The organism is Phenylobacterium sp. Root700 (assembly GCF_001429025.1).
GTDB lineage: Bacteria > Pseudomonadota > Alphaproteobacteria > Caulobacterales > Caulobacteraceae > Phenylobacterium.
On the sequence record NZ_LMHT01000027.1, the window covers coordinates 14,682 to 34,086 of the forward strand.

The 19,405-nt window shown below is 68.5% G+C and carries 19 protein-coding genes; 14 read left to right on the plus strand and 5 right to left on the minus strand.

Annotated features, from left to right (window positions below):
* The first annotated feature begins 4 nt into the window (after positions 1–4).
* The 4 genes from ASE02_RS13850 to ASE02_RS22660 all read left to right on the plus strand — a co-directional run bounded on the left by ASE02_RS13850 (position 5) and on the right by ASE02_RS22660 (position 3,289).
* A complete protein-coding gene (locus ASE02_RS13850; protein ID WP_056735125.1) occupies positions 5–826 on the plus strand; it encodes a hypothetical protein in 822 nt (273 codons plus the stop codon).
* Positions 827–839: 13 nt separating this feature from the next.
* Positions 840–1,577 carry a VOC family protein gene (locus ASE02_RS13855; RefSeq protein ID WP_162257171.1) on the plus strand — a complete coding sequence of 246 codons (738 nt, stop codon included), beginning with the start codon at positions 840–842 and terminating at the stop codon, positions 1,575–1,577.
* Between the two features lie 27 nt (positions 1,578–1,604).
* Positions 1,605–2,579, plus strand: coding sequence for an SDR family NAD(P)-dependent oxidoreductase (locus ASE02_RS13860; RefSeq protein WP_056735127.1), 975 nt, complete (start codon positions 1,605–1,607; stop codon positions 2,577–2,579).
* Positions 2,580–2,716: 137 nt separating this feature from the next.
* Positions 2,717–3,289 (plus strand): PRC-barrel domain-containing protein, encoded by a 573-nt coding sequence (locus tag ASE02_RS22660; RefSeq protein WP_056735128.1) that lies wholly within the window; start codon positions 2,717–2,719, stop codon positions 3,287–3,289.
* Positions 3,290–3,296: 7 nt separating this feature from the next.
* Here the strand turns inward: ASE02_RS22660 and ASE02_RS13870 are convergent, their stop codons facing one another.
* The gene (locus ASE02_RS13870; protein ID WP_056735129.1) at positions 3,297–3,746 is read right to left on the minus strand and encodes a MarR family winged helix-turn-helix transcriptional regulator; all 450 of its coding nucleotides are present in this window, start codon (positions 3,744–3,746) and stop codon (positions 3,297–3,299) included.
* Positions 3,747–3,929: 183 nt separating this feature from the next.
* Between ASE02_RS13870 and metB the strand changes: the two genes are divergently transcribed.
* The 6 genes from metB to ASE02_RS13900 all read left to right on the plus strand — a co-directional run bounded on the left by metB (position 3,930) and on the right by ASE02_RS13900 (position 12,096).
* Positions 3,930–5,087: a cystathionine gamma-synthase gene (metB, locus tag ASE02_RS13875; RefSeq protein WP_056735130.1), complete on the plus strand. Its 1,158-nt coding sequence runs from the start codon at positions 3,930–3,932 to the stop codon at positions 5,085–5,087.
* A 75-nt stretch (positions 5,088–5,162) separates the two neighbouring features.
* Positions 5,163–8,177 carry a DUF748 domain-containing protein gene (locus tag ASE02_RS13880; RefSeq protein WP_162257172.1) on the plus strand — a complete coding sequence of 1,005 codons (3,015 nt, stop codon included), beginning with the start codon at positions 5,163–5,165 and terminating at the stop codon, positions 8,175–8,177.
* A gap of 77 nt (positions 8,178–8,254) precedes the next feature.
* Positions 8,255–9,433: a class I SAM-dependent methyltransferase gene (locus ASE02_RS13885; RefSeq protein ID WP_056735132.1), complete on the plus strand. Its 1,179-nt coding sequence runs from the start codon at positions 8,255–8,257 to the stop codon at positions 9,431–9,433.
* Between the two features lie 331 nt (positions 9,434–9,764).
* Positions 9,765–11,039: a DUF1254 domain-containing protein gene (locus tag ASE02_RS13890; protein ID WP_056735133.1), complete on the plus strand. Its 1,275-nt coding sequence runs from the start codon at positions 9,765–9,767 to the stop codon at positions 11,037–11,039.
* 52 nt (positions 11,040–11,091) lie between these two features.
* Positions 11,092–11,439, plus strand: coding sequence for a PilZ domain-containing protein (locus tag ASE02_RS13895; RefSeq protein WP_056735134.1), 348 nt, complete (start codon positions 11,092–11,094; stop codon positions 11,437–11,439).
* 228 nt (positions 11,440–11,667) lie between these two features.
* Positions 11,668–12,096, plus strand: a complete 429-nt coding sequence (locus ASE02_RS13900; RefSeq protein WP_082602073.1) for a helix-turn-helix domain-containing protein — start codon at positions 11,668–11,670, stop codon at positions 12,094–12,096.
* Between the two features lie 63 nt (positions 12,097–12,159).
* On the opposite strand, the gene ASE02_RS13905 is transcribed toward ASE02_RS13900, so the two are convergent.
* Complete coding sequence (locus tag ASE02_RS13905; RefSeq protein WP_056735136.1) at positions 12,160–12,363, minus strand: cold-shock protein; 204 nt, start codon at positions 12,361–12,363, stop codon at positions 12,160–12,162.
* Positions 12,364–12,558: 195 nt separating this feature from the next.
* Positions 12,559–13,188, minus strand: a complete 630-nt coding sequence (locus ASE02_RS13910; protein ID WP_056735137.1) for a TlpA disulfide reductase family protein — start codon at positions 13,186–13,188, stop codon at positions 12,559–12,561.
* Between ASE02_RS13910 and argH the strand changes: the two genes are divergently transcribed.
* From argH to ASE02_RS13930, 4 genes are all read left to right on the plus strand, one after another.
* Entirely contained in the window at positions 13,189–14,622 is a 1,434-nt protein-coding gene (argH, locus tag ASE02_RS13915) for an argininosuccinate lyase (protein WP_162257173.1), read from the plus strand.
* On the plus strand, positions 14,619–14,897 hold the full coding sequence (locus tag ASE02_RS13920) for a hypothetical protein (RefSeq protein WP_056735139.1): 279 nt from the start codon (positions 14,619–14,621) through the stop codon (positions 14,895–14,897). Before argH ends, ASE02_RS13920 begins: the two co-directional genes overlap by 4 nt.
* Entirely contained in the window at positions 14,894–16,177 is a 1,284-nt protein-coding gene (lysA, locus tag ASE02_RS13925) for a diaminopimelate decarboxylase (protein ID WP_056735140.1), read from the plus strand. Before ASE02_RS13920 ends, lysA begins: the two co-directional genes overlap by 4 nt.
* 85 nt (positions 16,178–16,262) lie before the next feature.
* Positions 16,263–17,990 carry an ATP-binding protein gene (locus tag ASE02_RS13930; RefSeq protein WP_235536698.1) on the plus strand — a complete coding sequence of 576 codons (1,728 nt, stop codon included), beginning with the start codon at positions 16,263–16,265 and terminating at the stop codon, positions 17,988–17,990.
* Here the strand turns inward: ASE02_RS13930 and ASE02_RS13935 are convergent.
* Together ASE02_RS13935 and ASE02_RS13940 are read right to left on the minus strand one after the other, a co-directional pair.
* Positions 17,987–18,526, minus strand: a complete 540-nt coding sequence (locus tag ASE02_RS13935; RefSeq protein WP_056735141.1) for a phosphoribosyltransferase — start codon at positions 18,524–18,526, stop codon at positions 17,987–17,989. The two genes, ASE02_RS13930 and ASE02_RS13935, sit on opposite strands and share 4 nt — an antisense overlap.
* The gene (locus tag ASE02_RS13940) at positions 18,519–19,385 is read right to left on the minus strand and encodes a DUF3426 domain-containing protein (RefSeq protein ID WP_056735142.1); all 867 of its coding nucleotides are present in this window, start codon (positions 19,383–19,385) and stop codon (positions 18,519–18,521) included. Before ASE02_RS13940 ends, ASE02_RS13935 begins: the two co-directional genes overlap by 8 nt.
* Positions 19,386–19,405 lie beyond the last annotated feature (20 nt).

Sequence of the window (19,405 nt, forward strand, 5' to 3'; positions counted from 1 at the left end):
AACCATGAATTCCGACAATCCTCAGTCCCCCCTGCTACAGCGCCGTGAGCTCCTCGCGGGCGGGGGCAGCCTGCTGGGCGGTGCGATGGTGGCCGGCCAAGCCGTGAGCCAGGTGCAGGCCCGTCCTGATCGGGTGCGCCACTACGTGCTCGCGACCCACGACCGCGACTTCGTCTGCGACCAGATCTACGAGTTCCTGGGCCTGGCCCCGACGCCGAAACCCCCAGGTCCCGGCACCACCGAAAAATACGGCTTCTACAGCACGATGATGCGGGTCGGCGGGACGATGCTGGAGATCGTTCAGCCGATCAAACCCGACCACCACCTGAACGGCTGGCTCGCCGAACGGGGCGGTGACGGCGGCTACATGGTCGTGATGCAGAACTTCGACGCCGCGGCTCTCAAGGCTCGCGCCGCCCAGGAGAACCTCAAGCTCACCCGCGATCAGATGTTCCTCGGCCAGCACATGATCCAGTTCGACTACAAGCGGTTCGGAACCCACTTCGAAACCTACCAGTACAGTCCCGAGGACGACTGGTGGGGCAACCCGCTGACGGGTCCGTACAGCGACGCCCGCGTCGCAAGCGACGTGGTCGGCGGCGAGGTGGCCGTCGAAAATCCGCAGGAGATCGCCGCGCAGGTCGCTCGCCTGTTCAAGGGGGGAACCCCGGACGGCGACGGCGTGCGGTTCGGCGACAAGAAGATCAATTTCGTGCCCTCCGACGGGCAATGGCGCGGCCTCGTCGCCCTCGATCTGAAAGCCCGCGAGGCCCGGCGGGTCGGCGACTGGGCGCGGATCGGCGGCGTGAAGTTCCGGTTGGTTTAGTGGGATGCTCGACATGACCCGAGACAAAGAAGCCGGCGCCGGCGCGGCTCAAGCCGCCAAGCCGAACGTGATCCGTCACTACGTGCTCGCGACCCACGACCTGAAAGCGGTTTCCAGTCAGTTGCAGGACTTTCTGCAAGTCGACCAGGGCTTCCGCCATGACATGAGCGCGGCGCTCGGCTTCACCAATGAGATGATGATGATCGGCCAGACCATGGTTGAGATCATCCAGCCCGTCGCCCCCGATCACCGGGTGCACGCCTGGCTGGCCGAACGCGGTGGCGACGGCGGCTTCATGATCGTGTTGCAGACCTTCGACGCCGAAGCCTTCCGAGCGCGGACGACCGCCGAGAAGCTGCGGCTGGCGCGCGACATGCAGTTCCGCGGCCAAGACATGATCCAGCTGGACTACAAGCGGTTCGGCACGCGGTTCGAAACCTACCAGTACAGCCTGCCGGACGGCTGGTGGGGCGACCCGGTCGGGCGCAGCTACGCAAAGAGCAAGGTGGCCGCGGAGATCGTCGGGGCCGAGGTCGCGGTGGAGAACCCCCGCGAAATCGCCACCCAGATCGGGGGCCTGTTCCAGTCCCCGGTGAAGGGAGACACCGTCACCTTCGTCGACAAGCAGGTCCGCTTCGTAGACGCCAAGCCGCCCTGGCGGGGCCTTGTCGCCCTCGACCTCAAGGCCCTGGCGCGCAAGCGCCGCGGCGATCATCGTGTCATTTGCGGCGTCGACTGGCGCCTCGTTTGAACGCCGTACTGCTAAGGGGCGGATTTCATGGCTAAGATCTGGAAGATCATCACCTTCTATGCTCGCTTCACGCCGAGCTACAGCGCCATCGGGTACTATGCGAGGCGGCCGTTCTGGAGGACGCTGCGGCCTGACCTTTCCGGTCAGACCTGGCTGGTCAACGGCGGCTCTGAAGGCGTCGGCGCCGCCGCCGCCCGGGCGGCGGCGCAGGCCGGCGCCACCGTCATCGCCGTGGCGCGCAACCCCGACCGGCTCCGTGAATTCGCGGCCTCGGTGAAGGGACCTGGCCAGATCGTTCCGGAAATGGCCGACTTCTCGCTGCAGAGCGAGGTCGACGCGCTGCTCGGACGGTTGCAGGCGCGCGGCGTAAAAATCGACGTGCTGGTCAACAATGTCGGCTGCATGCTGGGCAAGCTGAAGATCACCTCCGAAGGCCTCGAAACCTCGTTCGTCACCAATCTGCAGAGCCACTATCTGCTGACCCGGGAGCTGATCTCCAGGGGCATGCTCACCGCACGGGCGAGCGTCATCGAGGTCTCCTCGGGCGGCATGTACAACCAGCCGCTGCTGGTGAAAAAGCTCAACGACGTCGGGACCGGCTACGAGGGCGTGCGCGCCTACGGCCTGGCCAAGCGCGGCCAGGTCGTGCTGACCCGCTACTGGCGCAAGGCCTACGGCGCGACCGATCTGCGGTTCTACGCGATGCATCCGGGTTGGGCCGACACCGTCGGCGTGCGGCGATCGATGCCCCGGTTCCGCAAGATCCTGAAGTCGGTGCTGCGCACCGAGGCGCAAGGGGCCGACACCGTGAACTGGCTGGCCGCCGCCCGGCCGGACCAGGCCCAGGAGGACGTGATCTGGTTCGACCGCAAGGAGCGCACCGCCCACATCTATCCCCACACCCCGAACTCGCCCGACACCGCTGAAGACCTGGTCGCCTTCCTCGAGGCCAACACCCAGGCCGCCGGGTTTGGCGAAGCCCGGGCGAAGGCGCCCGCTTAAGACGCTTGGCCTTCGCCTGCAGCAGCGCGGCTGCAGGCGAAACCGCCGGGACACGCCATCGTGTTCATTCTTCCCCATGACACAGCTTAATATATCGCATTACGATACTTATCTCGATTCCATGAAGGAGGACGGAGATGAAGTTCGTGACCGATTTCATGGGCTGGCTGGCCCATAGCGGCGCCCCTTGGCGGGCCTATCCCGAGGCGGGTCGCCACGGCCATGACCTCGGCGTCGTCCAGGCGCGCCGACCGGCCGCAGCCCCCGCGAGAACCTGGAGCGTCGAGACGGCGCCTGACCGCCGCCTATCGCAGGCCGTGGCGGGGCTGGATCATTGCGATCCCAGGGTTCACCCCCGCGAATGGCTGATCGCCGCCAGCCGGATGAGCGGCGTTCCGATCTTCCGCAAGGATGGCAGGCGGGTCGGCCAGATCAGCGACCTGTCGATTGATCGGCGCTCAGGCCGGATCACCTATGCGCTGGTCGCGTTTGGCGCCCGCCCCTCGGAACGGTTCCACCCGCTGCCCTGGGCGCTGCTGGCCTACGACCTCGAGAAGGACGGCTATGTCGTCCCCTTCGACACCTCGTCGCTGGCCGCCGCGCCCAGCCTGACGCGCGACGAGCTGCAGTGGTTCGGGGCGGGCGACGGCGCCTGGCGCGAGAAGGTCGCGGCCTATTACAGCCCCCACCTGCTGATGCCCTACATCTGAGGCGAGGTCAGTCGCCGCTCAGCTTCTCGAGCTGGCCGAGCAGGCCCGAGAACGCCGGAGCGATCACGCGCAGCTCGTTGAGATTGTTCGCCGAGAGCGCGGCCAGCACCGCCTCTCCATGATCGGTCAGCGAGACCAGCACCTTGCGCCGGTCGTCGTCGTCCACCGCGCGCTGGGTGTAGCCGGCCTTTTCCAGACGGCCGATCAACTCGACAGTGCTGTGGTGCTTGATCAGCAATTGCGCCGCGAGGTCGCCGATCGACATCGGCTTGGGCGCCGGATGCGCCTTGATCGCCAGCAAGGCTTGATGCTGTTGCGAGGTCAATCCGACCGACCGGGCGCCGGCCTCGGCGAAGGCCAGATAGCGCCGGACCGCATATCGGAACGAGGCCAGGGCCTCGTAATCGGCCAAGGTCAGCACGCCGGGGTCCGCCGCTCGATCTCCGACTGGTGTCATGGACGTCTCCTCGTCGCGGCGCACCCTTTGATATGCAGCGCTCGCGGTGGCGTCATGTTCATTTTCATCGCCCAATGCATCGCCTAACGATATACCCCGGCATGCCTTGATTTCGCTATGGATGGGAGGCGACGAAGAGCCCTCGCCGGGGCGGCCTCCGGCGCCGATGGAGCACCAGTTCGAATGACGACGCCCAAGGCCCCCCAGACGATCGCCGCCGCCAACGGGGTGGCGAGCGACACCGCGTTCGGGGCCGTGACCTCGCCGCTCCATCTGTCCACGACCTATCTGTTCGAAGGCTTCGACCGCGAGGGCCGCTACGCCTACAGCCGGATGGCGAACCCGACCCGCGACCAGTTGGCCGACACCCTGGCCAAGCTGGAAGGCGGGGCCGGAGCCGTGGTCACCGCCAGCGGCATGGCGGCGGTGGATCTGGTGCTGAGCCAGGTCGACCCCGGCCGCCTGATCGTGGCGCCGCACGACTGTTACGGCGGCACCTATCGGCTGCTGGCGGCGCGCGCGGCGCGCGGCCAGTTCGAGATCGCCTTTGTCGACCAGTCCGACCCGGCGGCGCTCGCCCAGGCGCTTGCCCGCGCCCCGGCCCTGGTGCTGATCGAAACCCCCAGCAATCCGCTGATGCGGGTGGTCGACATCGTCGTCCTGGCGGGCCTGGCCAAAGCGGCCGGCGCCAAGGTGGCGGTCGACAACACCTTCCTCTCGCCGGCGCTGCAGCGGCCGATCAGCCTGGGCGCCGACTATGTCATCCACTCCACCACCAAATACCTGAACGGCCATTCCGACGTGGTCGGCGGGGCGGTCATCGCCGCCGATCCCGCCGACGTCGAGGCCCTGGCCGCCTGGGCCAACATGACCGGCGTCACCGGCGCGCCGTTCGACGCCTACATGATCCTGCGCGGCGTCCGCACCCTGTTCCCGCGCATCGAGCGCCAGCAGCAGAACGCCGCCGCCGTCGCCGCCTTCCTGGAAGGTCACGCCGCGGTTCGCGCCGTCCATTATCCGGGGCTGGCCAGCCATCCTGGCCATCAGATCGCCAAGGCACAGCAGGCTGGGTTCGGCGCGATGCTGAGCTTCGACCTGGCGGGCGGCGTGGACGCGGTCCGCAGCTTCGTCGAGGCGGTGGGGGTCTTCACCCTGGCGGAGTCGCTGGGCGGGGTCGAAAGCCTGGTCGCCCATCCCGCCACCATGACCCATGTCGGCATGGGGGCCGAGGCCCGCGCGGTGGCCGGCATCGGCGACGGCCTGCTGCGGCTCTCGGTTGGGCTGGAAAGCGAGGCCGATCTGCTGGCCGACCTCCAGCAGGCGCTCGCCGCCTCAACCTGAGATAGCCAAGGCTGAGGTTTGAGGTATCGTCGCCTGGCGGCCGGGCGCCCTGCGCCGCCGCCGATGGGAGCGCGCATGCCATCTTCGCCTGACCCGCAGGACGCGGCCGAGGAGTCTCCCCGGCCGAGACGACGCGGCGGGCCGGTGCGCCTGGCGCTCTGGATCGCCGCCGGCGCGGCGTTGCTGGTCGGGCTCTATGCGGGCCTCGGCTTCTGGGTGGCCCCGCGGATCATCAAGGATCAGGTCGTCAGCCAGGTCGCCGAGCGCTACCAGCGCAAGGCCACGCTAGGCGAGGTCAGGCTCAACCCCTTCACGCTGAAGCTGGAGGCCGACCGCTTCAGCCTGCCCGACGCCGACGGCAAGCCGATGATCGGCTTCGATCGCCTAAAGGTCGATCTGTCGATCGCCTCGATCTGGCGGCGCGGCGTGGTCTTCAACGAGATCAGCCTGGAAGCGCCGAAGGTGCGGCTGGTGCGCCGCGCCGACGGACGGCTGAACATCGTCGACCTGATCCCGCCCAAGGAAGAGGACAAGCCGCCGGCCAAGGTGACGATCGAGCACCTGTCGGTCAGCCATGGCCGCGCCGAGGTCGTGGACCTGGCGCGCCGCAAGCCGTTCTCCAAGACCTTCACCCCTATCGGCTTCACCCTGAACAACTTCAGCACGGTGAAGGACGGGGCCGCCTATGTGCTCAACGCCGTCTCCGAGCGCGGCGAGGGCCTGGCCTGGCGCGGCGTGCTGGGCCTCAATCCGCTGGCCTCGCGCGGAACCTTCGCCCTGACCAGGGTCAAGGTCGCGCCGTTGGCCGAACTGGCGGACGACGCCCTGCCCTTTGGCGTGACCAGCGGCGAGCTGGGTCTGTCCGGCGGCTACGCCTTCGCCCTGAACGGCGAGAACCTGACCCTGGGCGTCGACGTCAATGATCTACGCCTGACCGACGCGGGCCTGCGCGCCCAGGGCGCCGCCGCCGACTGGGTGACCTTGCCGGAGGTCGTGGTCTCCAAGGTGCATGTGGACGTGCCGGGCCAGAGCGTCAGCGTCGGCCGCATCGAGGCGAACAACCCCACCGTGACCGCCTGGACCGAGCCCGGCGGCGCGATCAATCTGGCGCGCTACGCCGGCCCGCCGTCCCCAGCCGCCAAGCCCGGGGCCGGGGCCGCGCCCGCCGCGCCGGCCTGGAAAGTCGACCTGCCGGACCTGCGCGTGAAGGCCGCGAAGATCGCCTTCGAAGAACGCTCGATCGCCACCCCGCTGCGCATCGTCGCCACCCCGCTGGATGTCGCCGTCACGGGCCTGGCCCTGCCGATCGTCAAGCCTGTGCAGGTGCAGGCCAGCACCGGCCTGGAGGGCGGAGGCCGGCTGGCCGCCAGGGGAACGGTCACCCTGGACAAGGTGTCGGCTGACCTCGACGTCGAGGCCAGCGACATCGATCTGCCGCGCTTCCAGCCCTATATCGACGGCGGCGCGGACCTGCGGCTGCTGTCGGGCCGGATCTCCGGCAAGGGCCGGGCCGGATACGCCGCCAGCGGCGCGGCCAAGTTCGACGGCGCCCTGCGCGTCGACAACTTCCACACCGTCGACAAGACCCTGGAGCAGGACTTCGTCAACTGGCGCTCGCTGCGGCTTGAGGGCGTCAGCGCGCGCACCCTGCCGCTGGCCGTGAAGGTCCGCGAGGCGGTGGCCCTGGAGCCCTACGCCCGCGTGGTGATCGGCCCGAACTACGTGATGAACACCACTACGGTCCTTGATCCCAAGGCCGCGGCCGCCCAGGCGCTCGCAGCCCCGGCGCCCAAGCCGGTGAAGCCCAAGGTCAGCCTGTTCAAGAAGGCCAAGCGGGCGCCGCCTCCGCCGCCCAAACCTGAACCGCCCAAGCGCGAGGCCCTGCCGGTCGAGATCGCACTGGTGCGGATCGAGAACGGGCGGATGGATTTCTCCGACCTGTCGATCGAGCCGCACTTCATCGCCGGCATCGAATCCTTGGACGGCACGATCAAGGGCCTGTCGGGACGCCAGGACGCCCGCGCCGACGTCGACCTGGCCGGCCAGGTCGACCGCTATGCGCCGGTGAAGATCGCCGGGCAGGTCAACTACTTCGCCGCCCGCAGCTTCACCGACGTGAAGATGAGCTTCAAGAACATGGAGCTGACCACCTTCTCCCCCTATTCCGGCAAGTTCGCGGGCTACCGGATCAACAAGGGCAAGCTGGACGTCGACCTGAACTACCGGATCGACGACCAGAAGCTGGACGCCAACCACCGGGTGGTCATCAACCAGTTGGAGCTGGGCGAGAAGGTCGACAGCGCCGACGCCGTCAAACTGCCGATGAAGCTGATCGTCGCCCTGCTGAAGGACCGTCACGGGGTGATCGACATTCCGGTGGCGATCAGCGGCACCCTGGACGATCCCAAGTTCAAGATCTGGCCGGTGATCTGGAAGGTAGTCGGCAACCTGTTCGTCAAGATCGCCACCTCGCCCTTCGCCCTGCTGGGGTCGCTGGGCGGCGGCGGCGAGGAGCTGCAGTTCATCGACTTCGCGCCGGGCGCCGTGGTCCTCGACGACACCGGCCGCGGCAAGGTCGCGGCGCTTTCCAAAGCCCTGGTCGAGCGGCCGGCGCTCAATCTCGAGATCCCGATGCCGGTGAGCCCGGCGCTCGACAAGCCGGCCCTGGTGGAGACCCGGTTCAAGGCCGAACTGGCCGCGGCGGCGAGCGAGAAGCTGGGCAAGCGCGCAGGCAAGGCCGGCGCGGTCGAGGCCGCCCTGGCCGATCCGAAAACCCGACGCGGGGTGCTGGAAGACCTCTATCGCAAGCAGTTCGGCGCCAAACCCGACATCCCCAAGCCCCAGGCGGCCGAGGGCGGCGCTAAGCCCGACGCCGACCAGGCCGCGCTGGCCTGGTTGGAGGACAAGCTGCGCGCGCGCATCGCCATCGATGACCCGGCCCTCCAACAGCTGGGCCGCGCCCGGGCCGAGGCGGTGCAGGCCGCGCTGCTGGACGGAGGACAGATCGAACCCTCCCGGATCTTCGTCACCGCCCATCCTCCGCTCACGGCGACCTCGGCGCCCGTGCGGATGGAACTGTCCCTGAACTGACATTCCGATCATCTGGGCTGGCGTCAGGCGACCGAGACCGGGCTAGGGTGGGCGTCCCTTCGATTCCGGATCTCAGCATGCCGACACCGGCCCTCGCGCCCGCCGCCGAACGCGACCTGAAGATCGGGGTGACCCGGCTGCGCGAGCACCTGCTGAACCACGCCGAACTGCTGTTCCGCCGGGTGCTATCCACCGCGCCGGACCACCCGGCCGGCCAGCGCTTCCTAGGCGTCACGCTCTACAAGCTCGGTCGCCACGACGAGGGGCTGACGCTCATCCGCACGAGCGTCGAACTGGAGCCCGAGGCGGCCGGCGGATGGATGGACCTGGCCACCGCGCTCCATCGTCTGGGCGACGGACCGGGCGCCGCGCAGGCCTATGCCCGCGCCACCGGCGGCGCGGTGGGCGAGACGCCGTCCGACCTCGCCTTCTGGAGCGAGCGCGCGGCCCATGAGTTCACCGTGGTCGACTACCCCTATCGCTCGACGGTCCGCTATGGCTCGGGCCGGCCGCCGCATCGCGAGCTCGCCGAACTGATCGGGAAGGGCCGGGAGCGTTATCGCGCGTTCCTGACAGGCATGGGCGAGATCCAGGCCGACTTCTCCCAGCTGCCGCTGGGCGGCAGCTACGAGACGACCACCCCATTCTGGCTGAACGCCTGGTTCCCGCCGCTGGACGGCATGGCCCTGACCCAGATGCTGCGCTCCACCAATCCGGCCCGCTTCCTGGAGATCGGCTCTGGCGTCTCGACCAAGTTCGCGCGGCGGGCCGTCGAGCTCTACGGCCTGCGCACCAAGCTGATCTCCATCGACCCGCAGCCGCGCAACGAGGTCGACGCCCTGTGCGACCAGGTCCTCCGCAAGCCGCTGGAGACCTGCAACCCGGCGATGTTCGAGGACCTGAACGCCGGCGACATCCTGTTCCTGGATTCCTCGCACCGATCATTCCAGGGCTCGGACGTCACGGTGTTCTTCATGGACATCCTGCCGCGCCTGAAGCCCGGCGTGATCATCCAAATCCACGACATCTACCTGCCCGACGACTATGTCAGCGGCCACCTCCAGCGGATGTGGAACGAGCAGTACCTGCTAGGCGTCGCCCTGATGTTCGGGCAAGGCGCCTTCGAGATCCTGTTCCCCAGCTGGTTCGTCGGCCAGGACCCCGACCTGTCGCGCCACGCCGGCGCCATGCTGCGCCAGGGACCGCTAGAGGGCCTGAATCTCTACGGGGCGTCGTTCTGGATGCGGAAGACCTAGGCCCGCCGCCACACGCAGCGACCACTCGATTTGGCGGCGAACCAGGGCCAAGGCGCCGCCCGGCATGAGCCATTTCGGACTGGCCGATCCGCGACGCGGCCGACTTCTCGGCCCTGTCCAGCCACATCACCAGCCAGGGCGCCGACACGCTGATCACCCTGGGCGCCCAGACCGTGGTGCTGGTCGGGGTTTCGGCCGGCTCGCTGACCGCCGCGGACTTCGTGTTCGCCTAGAGGCGATTGCCATCGGCGGGGCGGCGCGGCAGGTTGCCCGCCGCCGCCCTTCGGCCGTGGGGCGGCGCGCATGAAACTCGCGGCCAGGGCGTCTTCATATGTCGAGTTCGCAGGTCCCCCTCTCCGCCCATGACCAACTGCGGGAGGCCGCGCGCGACGCCTGGCTCTACGCCCTGCCGCTGATCGAGATCGCCATGACCCGCGCCAGCCGCGCCGGGTTTGGCGGTGAGATCAACACCTTCAGCCACGCGCGCAACCTCGCCAACCACAAGATGCGGGCGGTGACCACGCCCAACAACGACACGCTCTACACCAGCGCCCAGATCGACCTGAGCGCCGGGCCCGTGACCATCACCCTGCCGGCGGCCGGAGAGCGCTACCTCTCGCTGGCGCTGATGGACGCCTACACCAACAATTTCGCCATCCTCGGCACCCGGACCACTGGCCCGGACGGCGGGACCTTCCGGCTGGTCGGCCCGACCGAGGCCGCCGAGGGCCCCAATGTCGTGCGCGCGCCGACCAACCATGTCTGGGCGCTGGCCCGTATCCTGGTGGACGGCCCCGCCGATCTGGAAGCCGCCCGCGCCATCCAGTCCGGCTTTTCAATGCAAGGCCCGCCCGCCCCGCAGCCCCAGACCCACGCCCGCCGCTCCGCGCCCTGGAACGAGTACTTCGCCAGCGTCGATGCGCTGATGGTCGCCAACCCGCCGCCGGCGACCGACCTCGCCCTGCTGCGCAAGGTGTCGGCCCTGGGTCTCGGCACGGGCGAGTTCGCGCCTGAGAACTTCACCGCCGAAAAGGCCGTCGCCATCGAGGCGGGCGTGGCCGAGGCCCGTGTCGCGGTGCGGCGCGGCGGCGGCGGAGCGAACTGGATCGACGGCTGGTTCTATCCGCGCGCCGACCTCGGGAACTTCGGCCAGAGCTACGCCTACCGGGCCGGCGTCGCCCTGGCCGGCCTGGCCGCCCTGCCGCCGGTCGAGGCCATGTACATGCGCGGGCGCGGCGAACGCGGCGGCATCTATGACGGCCTGCGGTCCTGGCGGCTGCACTTCGCGGCCGACCGCATGCCGGCGGTGGACAGTTTCTGGTCGCTCAGTCTCTACGAGGCCACCGCCGACGGGCAGTTCTTCTTCGCCGACAATCCGCTGGACCGCTACGCGATCGGCGACCGCACCGAGGGCCTGACCTATAACGACGACGGCTCGCTCGACATCTGGATCGGCCACCAGCGTCCCGACGAGGCGCGGGTATCGAACTGGCTGCCCGCCCCGCCCGCCGGCTTCGCCCTGTTCATGCGGGCCTATCTGCCGAAGCCCGCCCTGCTCGACGGCAGCTACCGGCTGCCGCCGGTGACGCTGCTGGACGAGACCTGACCGCGGCGCGGTCTTTACGCCGCCGCAAACATTACGCCTTAACCTTGGTCGCATGGGATACGAGCCGCCCATCGGCCAGGAACGACGCGCCCAGCCCCGCCAGCGCACCCTGTTGCGCGGCCGGATCTGCTACGGGCCGCGCCACGTCATCTCGATCGATTGCGGCATTCGCAACCTCAGCGATCAGGGCGCGCAGGTCAAAATTCCTGCCGGCCAGCCCCTGCCATCGGTTTTCACCCTGCTGCATGTGGTCGCAGGACTCGCGTTTGACGCGCATTTAAGCTGGCGAAAGGCCGATCTGATCGGCGTCCAGTTTGAAGGCCAGCACAACCTGAAGACTGAAATCAGCGACGACCTGGCGCCACTTCGGGCGATTTGGATGGCTCTCGCCTCAAGTTAACGCAGTTCAGGACGATTTTCCGGCCGCGTTTACTCAAATTGCCAAGCCTTCGCGGATTGATCACTCCAATTCCACCAAACGCGTTCGGTGAGCATGCTCGTCTATCGTGCGCCTGTGGATGATACTCGCGCTTTTCAAAGCGTGAATATGGGCCTTAACTCACTCGAATCCAACGCGAACCCCGGAGCCGCTGCTCCGTAGGCGGACGTTTAGGGTGAGGAGGCCAAGATGTCTGCGGAACCTTCAAACAAAACTCCCGATCCAATGGATGTGGCGTTGGGCGCAGCTGTGCGTATTCGACGGCGGACGATCGGCATGTCGCAAGAGGCGCTTGCCGAACAGTGCGGGGTCAGCTTCCAGCAAATTCAGAAGTACGAGAACGGCGCCAACCGCATCTCGTTTTCGCGGCTCGTCCAGATTGCGCGGGCGCTGCGATGCCGGGTTGTGGACCTGATGGATGTTCTCGACACCCCAGCCGGGGACGGTGACGTCGATCTGCTTAGCCGCATGCGCACGCCTGGCGCGCTTGAACTGCTGACCGCTTTCGAGCGGTTGCCGCAGGAAGCCCGCTCGTCGCTCGTCAACCTGCTTCGGGTGATGACCGATCCGGACGCCGGCCAGAAGACCACCCGCCACCGGGAAACTGTGTCAGCCTAGCCTAAAAGTAACGGGCGCCGACCTCGCTGGAAGTCGACGCCCGCAGTGTTTGACGCTTGAGCCCTAGAGGGGCTTCAGGTCGACCGCGGCGATCTTCCCGCGCTCTTCCCTCTCCTGATAATCCAGCTTCTGACCTTCGTTGAGGCCTTGCATCCCCGCGCGCTCGACGGCGGAGATGTGGACGAAGACGTCCTTGCCGCCGTTGTCAGGCTGAATGAAGCCGAACCCCTTGGCGGAATTGAACCATTTGACGGTACCCGTGGCCATAACGCTCTTGTCTCCCTGACAAGCGTTGGGCGCGCGACGGACCCCCGTCAGGTCGCCCGGAAACAATCACAGTCGTCTGGGAAGGCGCCAGTTCGGCCCGCATCGGCGGCGGTTGGAACGTGAGCAGGCCCAAGTCCGGATTGCGGGCGAAATTTTTGCACACGGGCCAGCGCCACCGTCAACAACCCCTGCGGTTCAACTTTCCGCCAACACCTTGTCGATCAGGGCCTTCGCGTCCTTGCCGCCCCAGTCCGCGCCGCCAGCCAGCCGGCCGCGTTCGACGCCGTCCGCGCCATAGATGATGGTGGTCGGCATGCCCGAAGCCGTCGGCTTGAAGGCGAACGGCAGGGCCATTTTCGGGTCGTGATAGAAGGCCAGCGGCGCGTGCTTGGCGATGAAGGCGCGGGCCTTGTCGGCGTCGTCGGGCCGATCGACGCTGATCGCGACGATCTCCACGGGTTTGCCCTGATATTCAGCCGCCAGCTTGGCCAGGGTCGGCATCTCGATCACGCACGGGCCGCACCAGGTGGCCCACAGATTGACCACCGTCACCTTACCCCTGAAGTCGGCGATGCGCTTGGGCGCGCCGGTCGGATCCTGGAAGCTGTTGACCGGCGCGGGCGCGGCCTCGACCGGGGTGACGAACTTCGCCATCTCGCCGGTGGACAGCGACTTCAAGTTCGTTTCCCGCTGGGGGTTTATGGAAGCCTGGGCGATGATGTAGACAATCCCGGCGACGCCAAGCACGGCGGCGCCCCGGAGCGCCCACTTCAATGGGATCGCCTTGGGTTCGCCCTTGGCCTCACCACCTGATTTTTCGCTCATATGACGCACTCTTCCTCGACTGCTTCCGGCAAGCCGGCGCAAGACCCGCAAGGCGCGGGCCAAGCCATGTGGGGTGGACGGTTCTCGTCCAAGCCCGCCGAACTGATGCAGGCGATCAACGTCTCCATCGGCTTCGACAAGCGACTGGCGGCGCAGGACCTGGCCGGCTCTCGCGCGCACGCCGCGATGTTGCTCAAGCAAGGCGTGATTACAAGCCAGGACGAGGCGGCCATCCAGGGCGGCCTCAAGGCCATCGAAGCGGAGATGGCGGCCGGGACCTTCCCGTTCCGCGACGAGTACGAAGACATCCACATGAACGTGGAGGCCCGCCTGCGCGAGCTGATCGGCCCGGCCGCCGGCCGGCTGCACACCGCGCGCTCGCGCAACGACCAGGTGGCTTTGGACTTCCGGCTCTGGGTGCGTGACGCCGCCGACCGCACCATTGCGCAGATCGCCGCCCTGCAGGGCGCCCTGGTCGCCAAGGCCGAGCCGCACGCCGCCACCCTGATGCCGGGCTTCACCCACCTGCAGCCGGCCCAGCCTGTGACCTTCGGTCACCACCTGATGGCCTATGTCGAGATGTTCGGCCGCGACGCCTCGCGCTTCGCCGACGCCCGCGCCCGGATGAACGAGAGCCCGCTGGGCGCCGCGGCGCTGGCCGGCTCGCCCTTCCCGATCGACCGCCATGCGACGGCCGCCGCCCTCGGCTTCGACGCCCCCACCGCCAACTCGCTGGACAGCGTCGCCGACCGCGACTTCGCGCTGGAGAGCCTGGCGGCGGCGACCATCTGCGCCACCCACCTGTCGCGGCTGGCCGAGGAGATCGTGATCTGGATGACGCCGCAGTTCGGCTTCATCAAGCTGACCGACGCCTTCACCACCGGCTCGTCGATCATGCCGCAAAAGAAGAACCCCGATGCCGCCGAACTGGTCCGCGCCAAGGTCGGCCGACTGCTCGGCTCGTTCACCCAGCTGACCGTGGTGATGAAGGGCCTGCCGCTGACCTATTCGAAGGACATGCAGGAGGACAAGGTCCCCACCTTCGAGGCCTTCGACGCCCTGGAGCTGTCGCTGGCCGCCATGGCCGGCATGGTCGCCGACATGGAGCCGGTGACCGAGCGCATGGCCGCCGCCGCCGGCGCCGGCTTCTCGACCGCCACCGATCTCGCCGATTGGCTGGTGCGCACCCTGGACATGCCGTTCCGCGACGCCCACCACGTGACCGGGGCTGCGGTGAAGAAGGCCGAGAGCCTGGGCTGCGACCTGCCGGGCCTGCCGCTGGCCGACCTGCAGGCGATCGAGCCGCGCATCACGTCCGACGTCTATGAGGTCCTGACGCCGCAAGCGTCGGCGGCCAGCCGCAAGAGCTACGGCGGAACCTCGCCGGAACAAGTCCGCGCCCAGATCGCGCGTTGGAAGGAGAAGCTGTCATGACCCTTCGTCCCCTGCTCGCGATCGCCCTGATCGGCGCGACGGCGCTGGCCGGCTGCGGCAAGATGGGCGCCCTGGAGCGTCCCGGCCCGCTGGTCGGCAAGGGATCGGGCGCCGACGCCGGCGCCGACCCCGGACGCACGATCCACACCGTCGATCCGCGTAACCGCGCCGACCGCCCGGCGCCGCCGCGCACCCTGCCGGTCGACTCGGCCCAGAACCCCACCTCCAGCGCCCCGCAGGGCGCCCTTCCGGACCCCTACGCGAACCCGCGATGAATCATTTCGAGCTGAAGGAGGGCGAGCTCTTCTGCGAGGGCGTGTCCCTCACCGACCTGGCCCACGCCGTCGGCACGCCGGTCTATGTCTATTCCAGCGCCACGCTGGAACGGCACTACACGGTGCTGCGCGACGCCCTGGTGGCTGAAGGCGTCAAGGGCGACAACGGCGGCGATCCGCTGATCGCCTTCGCCGTGAAGGCCAACTCCAACCTGGCGGTGCTGAAGACCCTGGCCCGCCTGGGCGCCGGCGCCGACACCGTGTCCGAAGGCGAGATCCGCCGCGCGCTCGCCGCCGGCGTTCCACCCGAGAAGATCGTGTTCTCCGGCGTCGGCAAGACCGCCGACGAGCTGGCCTTCGCGCTGAAGGCCGGGGTCGCCGAGATCAATGTGGAGTCCGAGCCGGAAATGCGGCTGGCCAGCCAGGTCGCCCAGTCGCTGGGCGCCCGGGCCACCATCGCCATCCGCGTGAACCCCGACGTCTCGGCCGGCGGCCACGCCAAAATCGCCACCGGCAAGGAAGACAACAAGTTCGGCGTCTCGTTCTCCGAGGCCGAGCGGCTCTACGCCAACGCCTCCAACGACGCGGGCCTCAACCCCGTCGGCGTCACCTGCCATATCGGCAGCCAGATCACCGACCTCGCCCCCATGGAGGCGGCCTTCACCAAGATGCGCGGCCTGGTCGAGCGCCTGCGCGGCGAAGGACTGTCGGTGCAGCGGCTCGATCTGGGCGGCGGCCTGGGCGTGCCCTATTTCAACCAGCCGACGCCGCCCTCGCCGGCCGACTACGCCCGCATGATCGCCAAGACCATGAACGGCCTGGACATCGCCTACGCCTTCGAGCCGGGCCGGATGATCGCGGCCAACGCCGGCGTCCTGCTGGCCAAGGTGCAGCACATCCACGAGCGGCCGGGCGGCCGCAAGTTCGTGGTGCTGGACGCGGCCATGAACGACCTGATCCGGCCGGCCATGTACGACGCCTATCACGAGATCGTCCCGCTGAAGCCGCGCGCTGGCGAGCCCGTCGTCTATGACGTGGTCGGCCCGATCTGCGAAACCGGCGACACCTTCACCCGCGAACGCGCCCTACCGCCGCTGGAAGCCGGCGACCTGATCGCCTTCATGAGCGCCGGCGCCTACGGCGCGGTGATGTCGAGCGAGTACAACAGCCGCCTGCTGGTTCCCGAGGTGCTGGTCAAGGCAAGCGCCTACGCCGTCGTCCGCCCGCGCCCGACCTATGAGGACATGCTGGCCAAGGAAGCCCCCGCGCCCTGGCAATAAAGTCTCTCGCCTCGGGGCGTTAATCCTAAACTCTTCTTGCACACTAGCTGCGCCATAATGGGGAAGAGCAGCGGAGACGACAGAAGTGCAGGGTTTGCAGGGCTTGACCTGGGGCGAGATACTCGAAGACGGGCTGCCCGGCTCGACCCTGGAGGCCAGCAAGCGCAGCTGGCGCAACCGGCTGTTCGGATCGGGCCTGGCGACCGCCGTGCTGCTGATCGGTTTTGGAATTCCGGCCGCCTGCATCTGGATCCTGGTCAACATCGCGCTTGAGGCCTCGCTGGTGTTCGCGCGCGCGCGCTATGCGCGCCTGGGCCGGCGCCCGCCCCTGGTTGAGCGCCTTGCACCGATCCTGGCCTTCAGCGCCGCATGGTCGGCCATGGGCAGCGTCTGCCTGTTCTACGGCCCCCCGCCGCTGCAGGTGGCGGGCTTAGCGATCCTGCTCGGGCTGCTGGTCGCCTCGCTCAAATACGCCGCGCTGAGCTGGGCCGGGTTCGTGTTCCTGGCGCCCGCGCCCTTCGTGACCCTGGCGCTCGCCCCGATCCTGCTGACCGGGTTCCGCGGATGGGAGTTGGCCTTGGTCCTCCTGGCCCTGCTGGGCCTGGCCATCGTCATCACCAATGTCGCGCGCACGATCCGGCGCAACGCCAAGGCCCTGGAGGCCGCGCGGGCCGAGGCTCTGGACGCCAGTCGCGCCAAGTCGGCCTTCCTGGCGATGATGAGCCACGAACTGCGCACGCCGATGAACGGCGTGCTCGGCATGGCCCACGCCCTGGCCGCGACCCAACTCAACCGCCAGCAGGCCGACTACCTGGACATGATCGTCCAGTCCGGCGACGGGCTGATGGCCGTGCTCAACGACATTCTCGACCTCTCGAAGATCGAGGCCGGAAAGCTGGAGCTCGAGATCGTCAGTTTCGACGTCGAGAAACTCGGCCGGCAGATCTTCCTGCTGTGGAGCGAGACCGCGCGCCTCAAGGGCCTGGAACTGGCGCTGGAGATCGATCCCGCCACCCCGGCCTGGCTGGCGGGCGACCCCATCCGGGTGCGCCAGATCCTGCTCAACCTGATTTCCAACGCCCTGAAGTTCACCGAGAGCGGCGGCGTCAGCATCCGCATCGCGCCGCTGCCGCGCCAAGGTCTCGAGATCGTCGTCACCGACACCGGCATCGGCATGCGCGAGGACCAGCAGACCAAGCTGTTCCAGGCCTTCTCCCAGGCCGAGATCTCCACGACCCGGCGGTTCGGCGGCACCGGCCTTGGCCTGTCCATCTGCCGTCAGCTCGCCGAGATGATGGGCGGGAACATCTCGGTCGCCAGCACGCCGGGCGAGGGCTCGACCTTCCGCGTCGCCCTGCCGCTGCCCACCGCGGCGGCCCCGGCTGAGGCCGAGATCCAGCACGACATCGTCAGCCTCGAAGGCCGCCAGGTGCTGGTCGTCGACGACAACAAGGTCAACCAGGCCGTGGCCAAGGCGATCCTGGAGGCGGCCGGCGCGGTGGTGACGCTCGCCGACGACGGCCTGTTCGGTCTTGAGGAACTGCGCGCCGGTCAGTTCGACGCCGTGTTGATGGACGTCCACATGCCGCGGATGGACGGGATCGAGGCCCTGGCCCAGATCCGCGCCGGCAAGGCCGGGCGCATCGATATTCCGGTGATCGCGCTCACCGCCGACGCCATGTCCGGCGAGGGCGAGCGGCTGATGGGGCTGGGCTTCGACGACGCCCACCCCAAGCCGATCCAACCCGCCGAGCTGCTCTATGCGGTGGCCGGCTGGTGCGCCCAGGACGTGCCCGCGCGCCTGTCGGCCTAGTCCAAGGCCCCGATATAGGGCAGGCCGCGCATCGCCCCGGCCGCGTCCATGCCGTAGCCGACCAGGAACCGGGCCGGGGCCTGCCAGGCCACGAAGTCCGGCACGATGGCGCGCGGGGTCGGCCAGGGCTTGGAGGCGAACACCGCCGTCAGCGCCCGGCTGGCGCCGGCGTCACGGACCAGGCGCTGGGCCTCCGACAACGACAGGCCGGTGTCGATCACATCGTCGATGATCAGGGCGGTGCGGCCCGACAGCGGGCGCTGCAGGTCGGCGCGCACCTCGCAGCGGCCCAGGCTGGCGCGCTCGTCGCCGTAGGAGGCCAGCCACAATGCATCGAAGCGGACATGACGGCCGGCGCGCGCCAGGGCCCTGGTCAGGTCGGAAGCAAACCACAGCCCGCCCGTCAGCAGGCAGACGGCGACGGTGTCGTCGTCGATGCGCGGCGCGATCTCGCGGGCCAGCGCCTCGACGCGCCGCGCCACCTCGTCCTCGCTCAGCAGGACGACGGGCGTACGGTTGTCAGGGGTCTCAGTCATGGGACGACAAGGCGTCGGGGGTTCCGACCGCCAGGGGCTGGGCCTCGACCGGCGGCGGGGTCGGCGCGCCGGCGGCCGGGCGCAGAGCCGGCGGGGCGGCGTCGTGCGCGCCAGGCGCCGGGTCGGCTTGATGGACCTTCAGATTGATCGGCTCCATCGGCGCGAACGCCACCTCGAGCTCACGGGCGCTGGCCGGGGGATCGAGTAGAGCGATCGCGAAGTGGCGGGTTTCGCCAGACGGGATCTTGGCGTCGGCGGGCCGGGCGATCTTGGTGGCGATGGCCTTGCCGTCGGCGTTCAGCAGGCTGATGCGCAGCGGCGGCGACACCACCGGCCTGTCCTCGATGTTGCGGATCATGCCCGAGACGGCCAGGGCGGCGTGACCGTCCTGCAAGGCGGGCTCGAAGCGCACGCCCTCAATGACCAGGCCCAGGCTGTTCACCGGCAGGCCGACGCCCGCATAGGCGCTGGCCGTCCGCGGCCACAGCCGCACGACGTCGACCCGGAAAATAATGGCGACGGCGATCAGCACCGCCAGGACCGCGGCCATGCCAGCCCAGATCACCCCGGTGGTCGCGGCTTCGCGCACCCGGCGCTCAGTATCGGCCTTAGCGCGGAAGACCTTGGGCAGCTCCTCGCCGGGCAGCTCCCGGATCGGGCGATCTTCGGAAATCTCCGGCGCGGGCTCGCGGGCGAAGGCGCCTTCCTCGTCGTTTTTTTCGAGCTGGAGCGAGGGGTCTTCGAGGTTTGCGGTCCACCGCGCCCCGCAACTGGCGCACTTCACAGCGCGGCCTTCCGTGGGGATCTTGGAATCATCCACGAAATAGCTGGTGGCGCACTCTGGACAGGTCAGTATCATGACGGCCGAATCGGACGCTC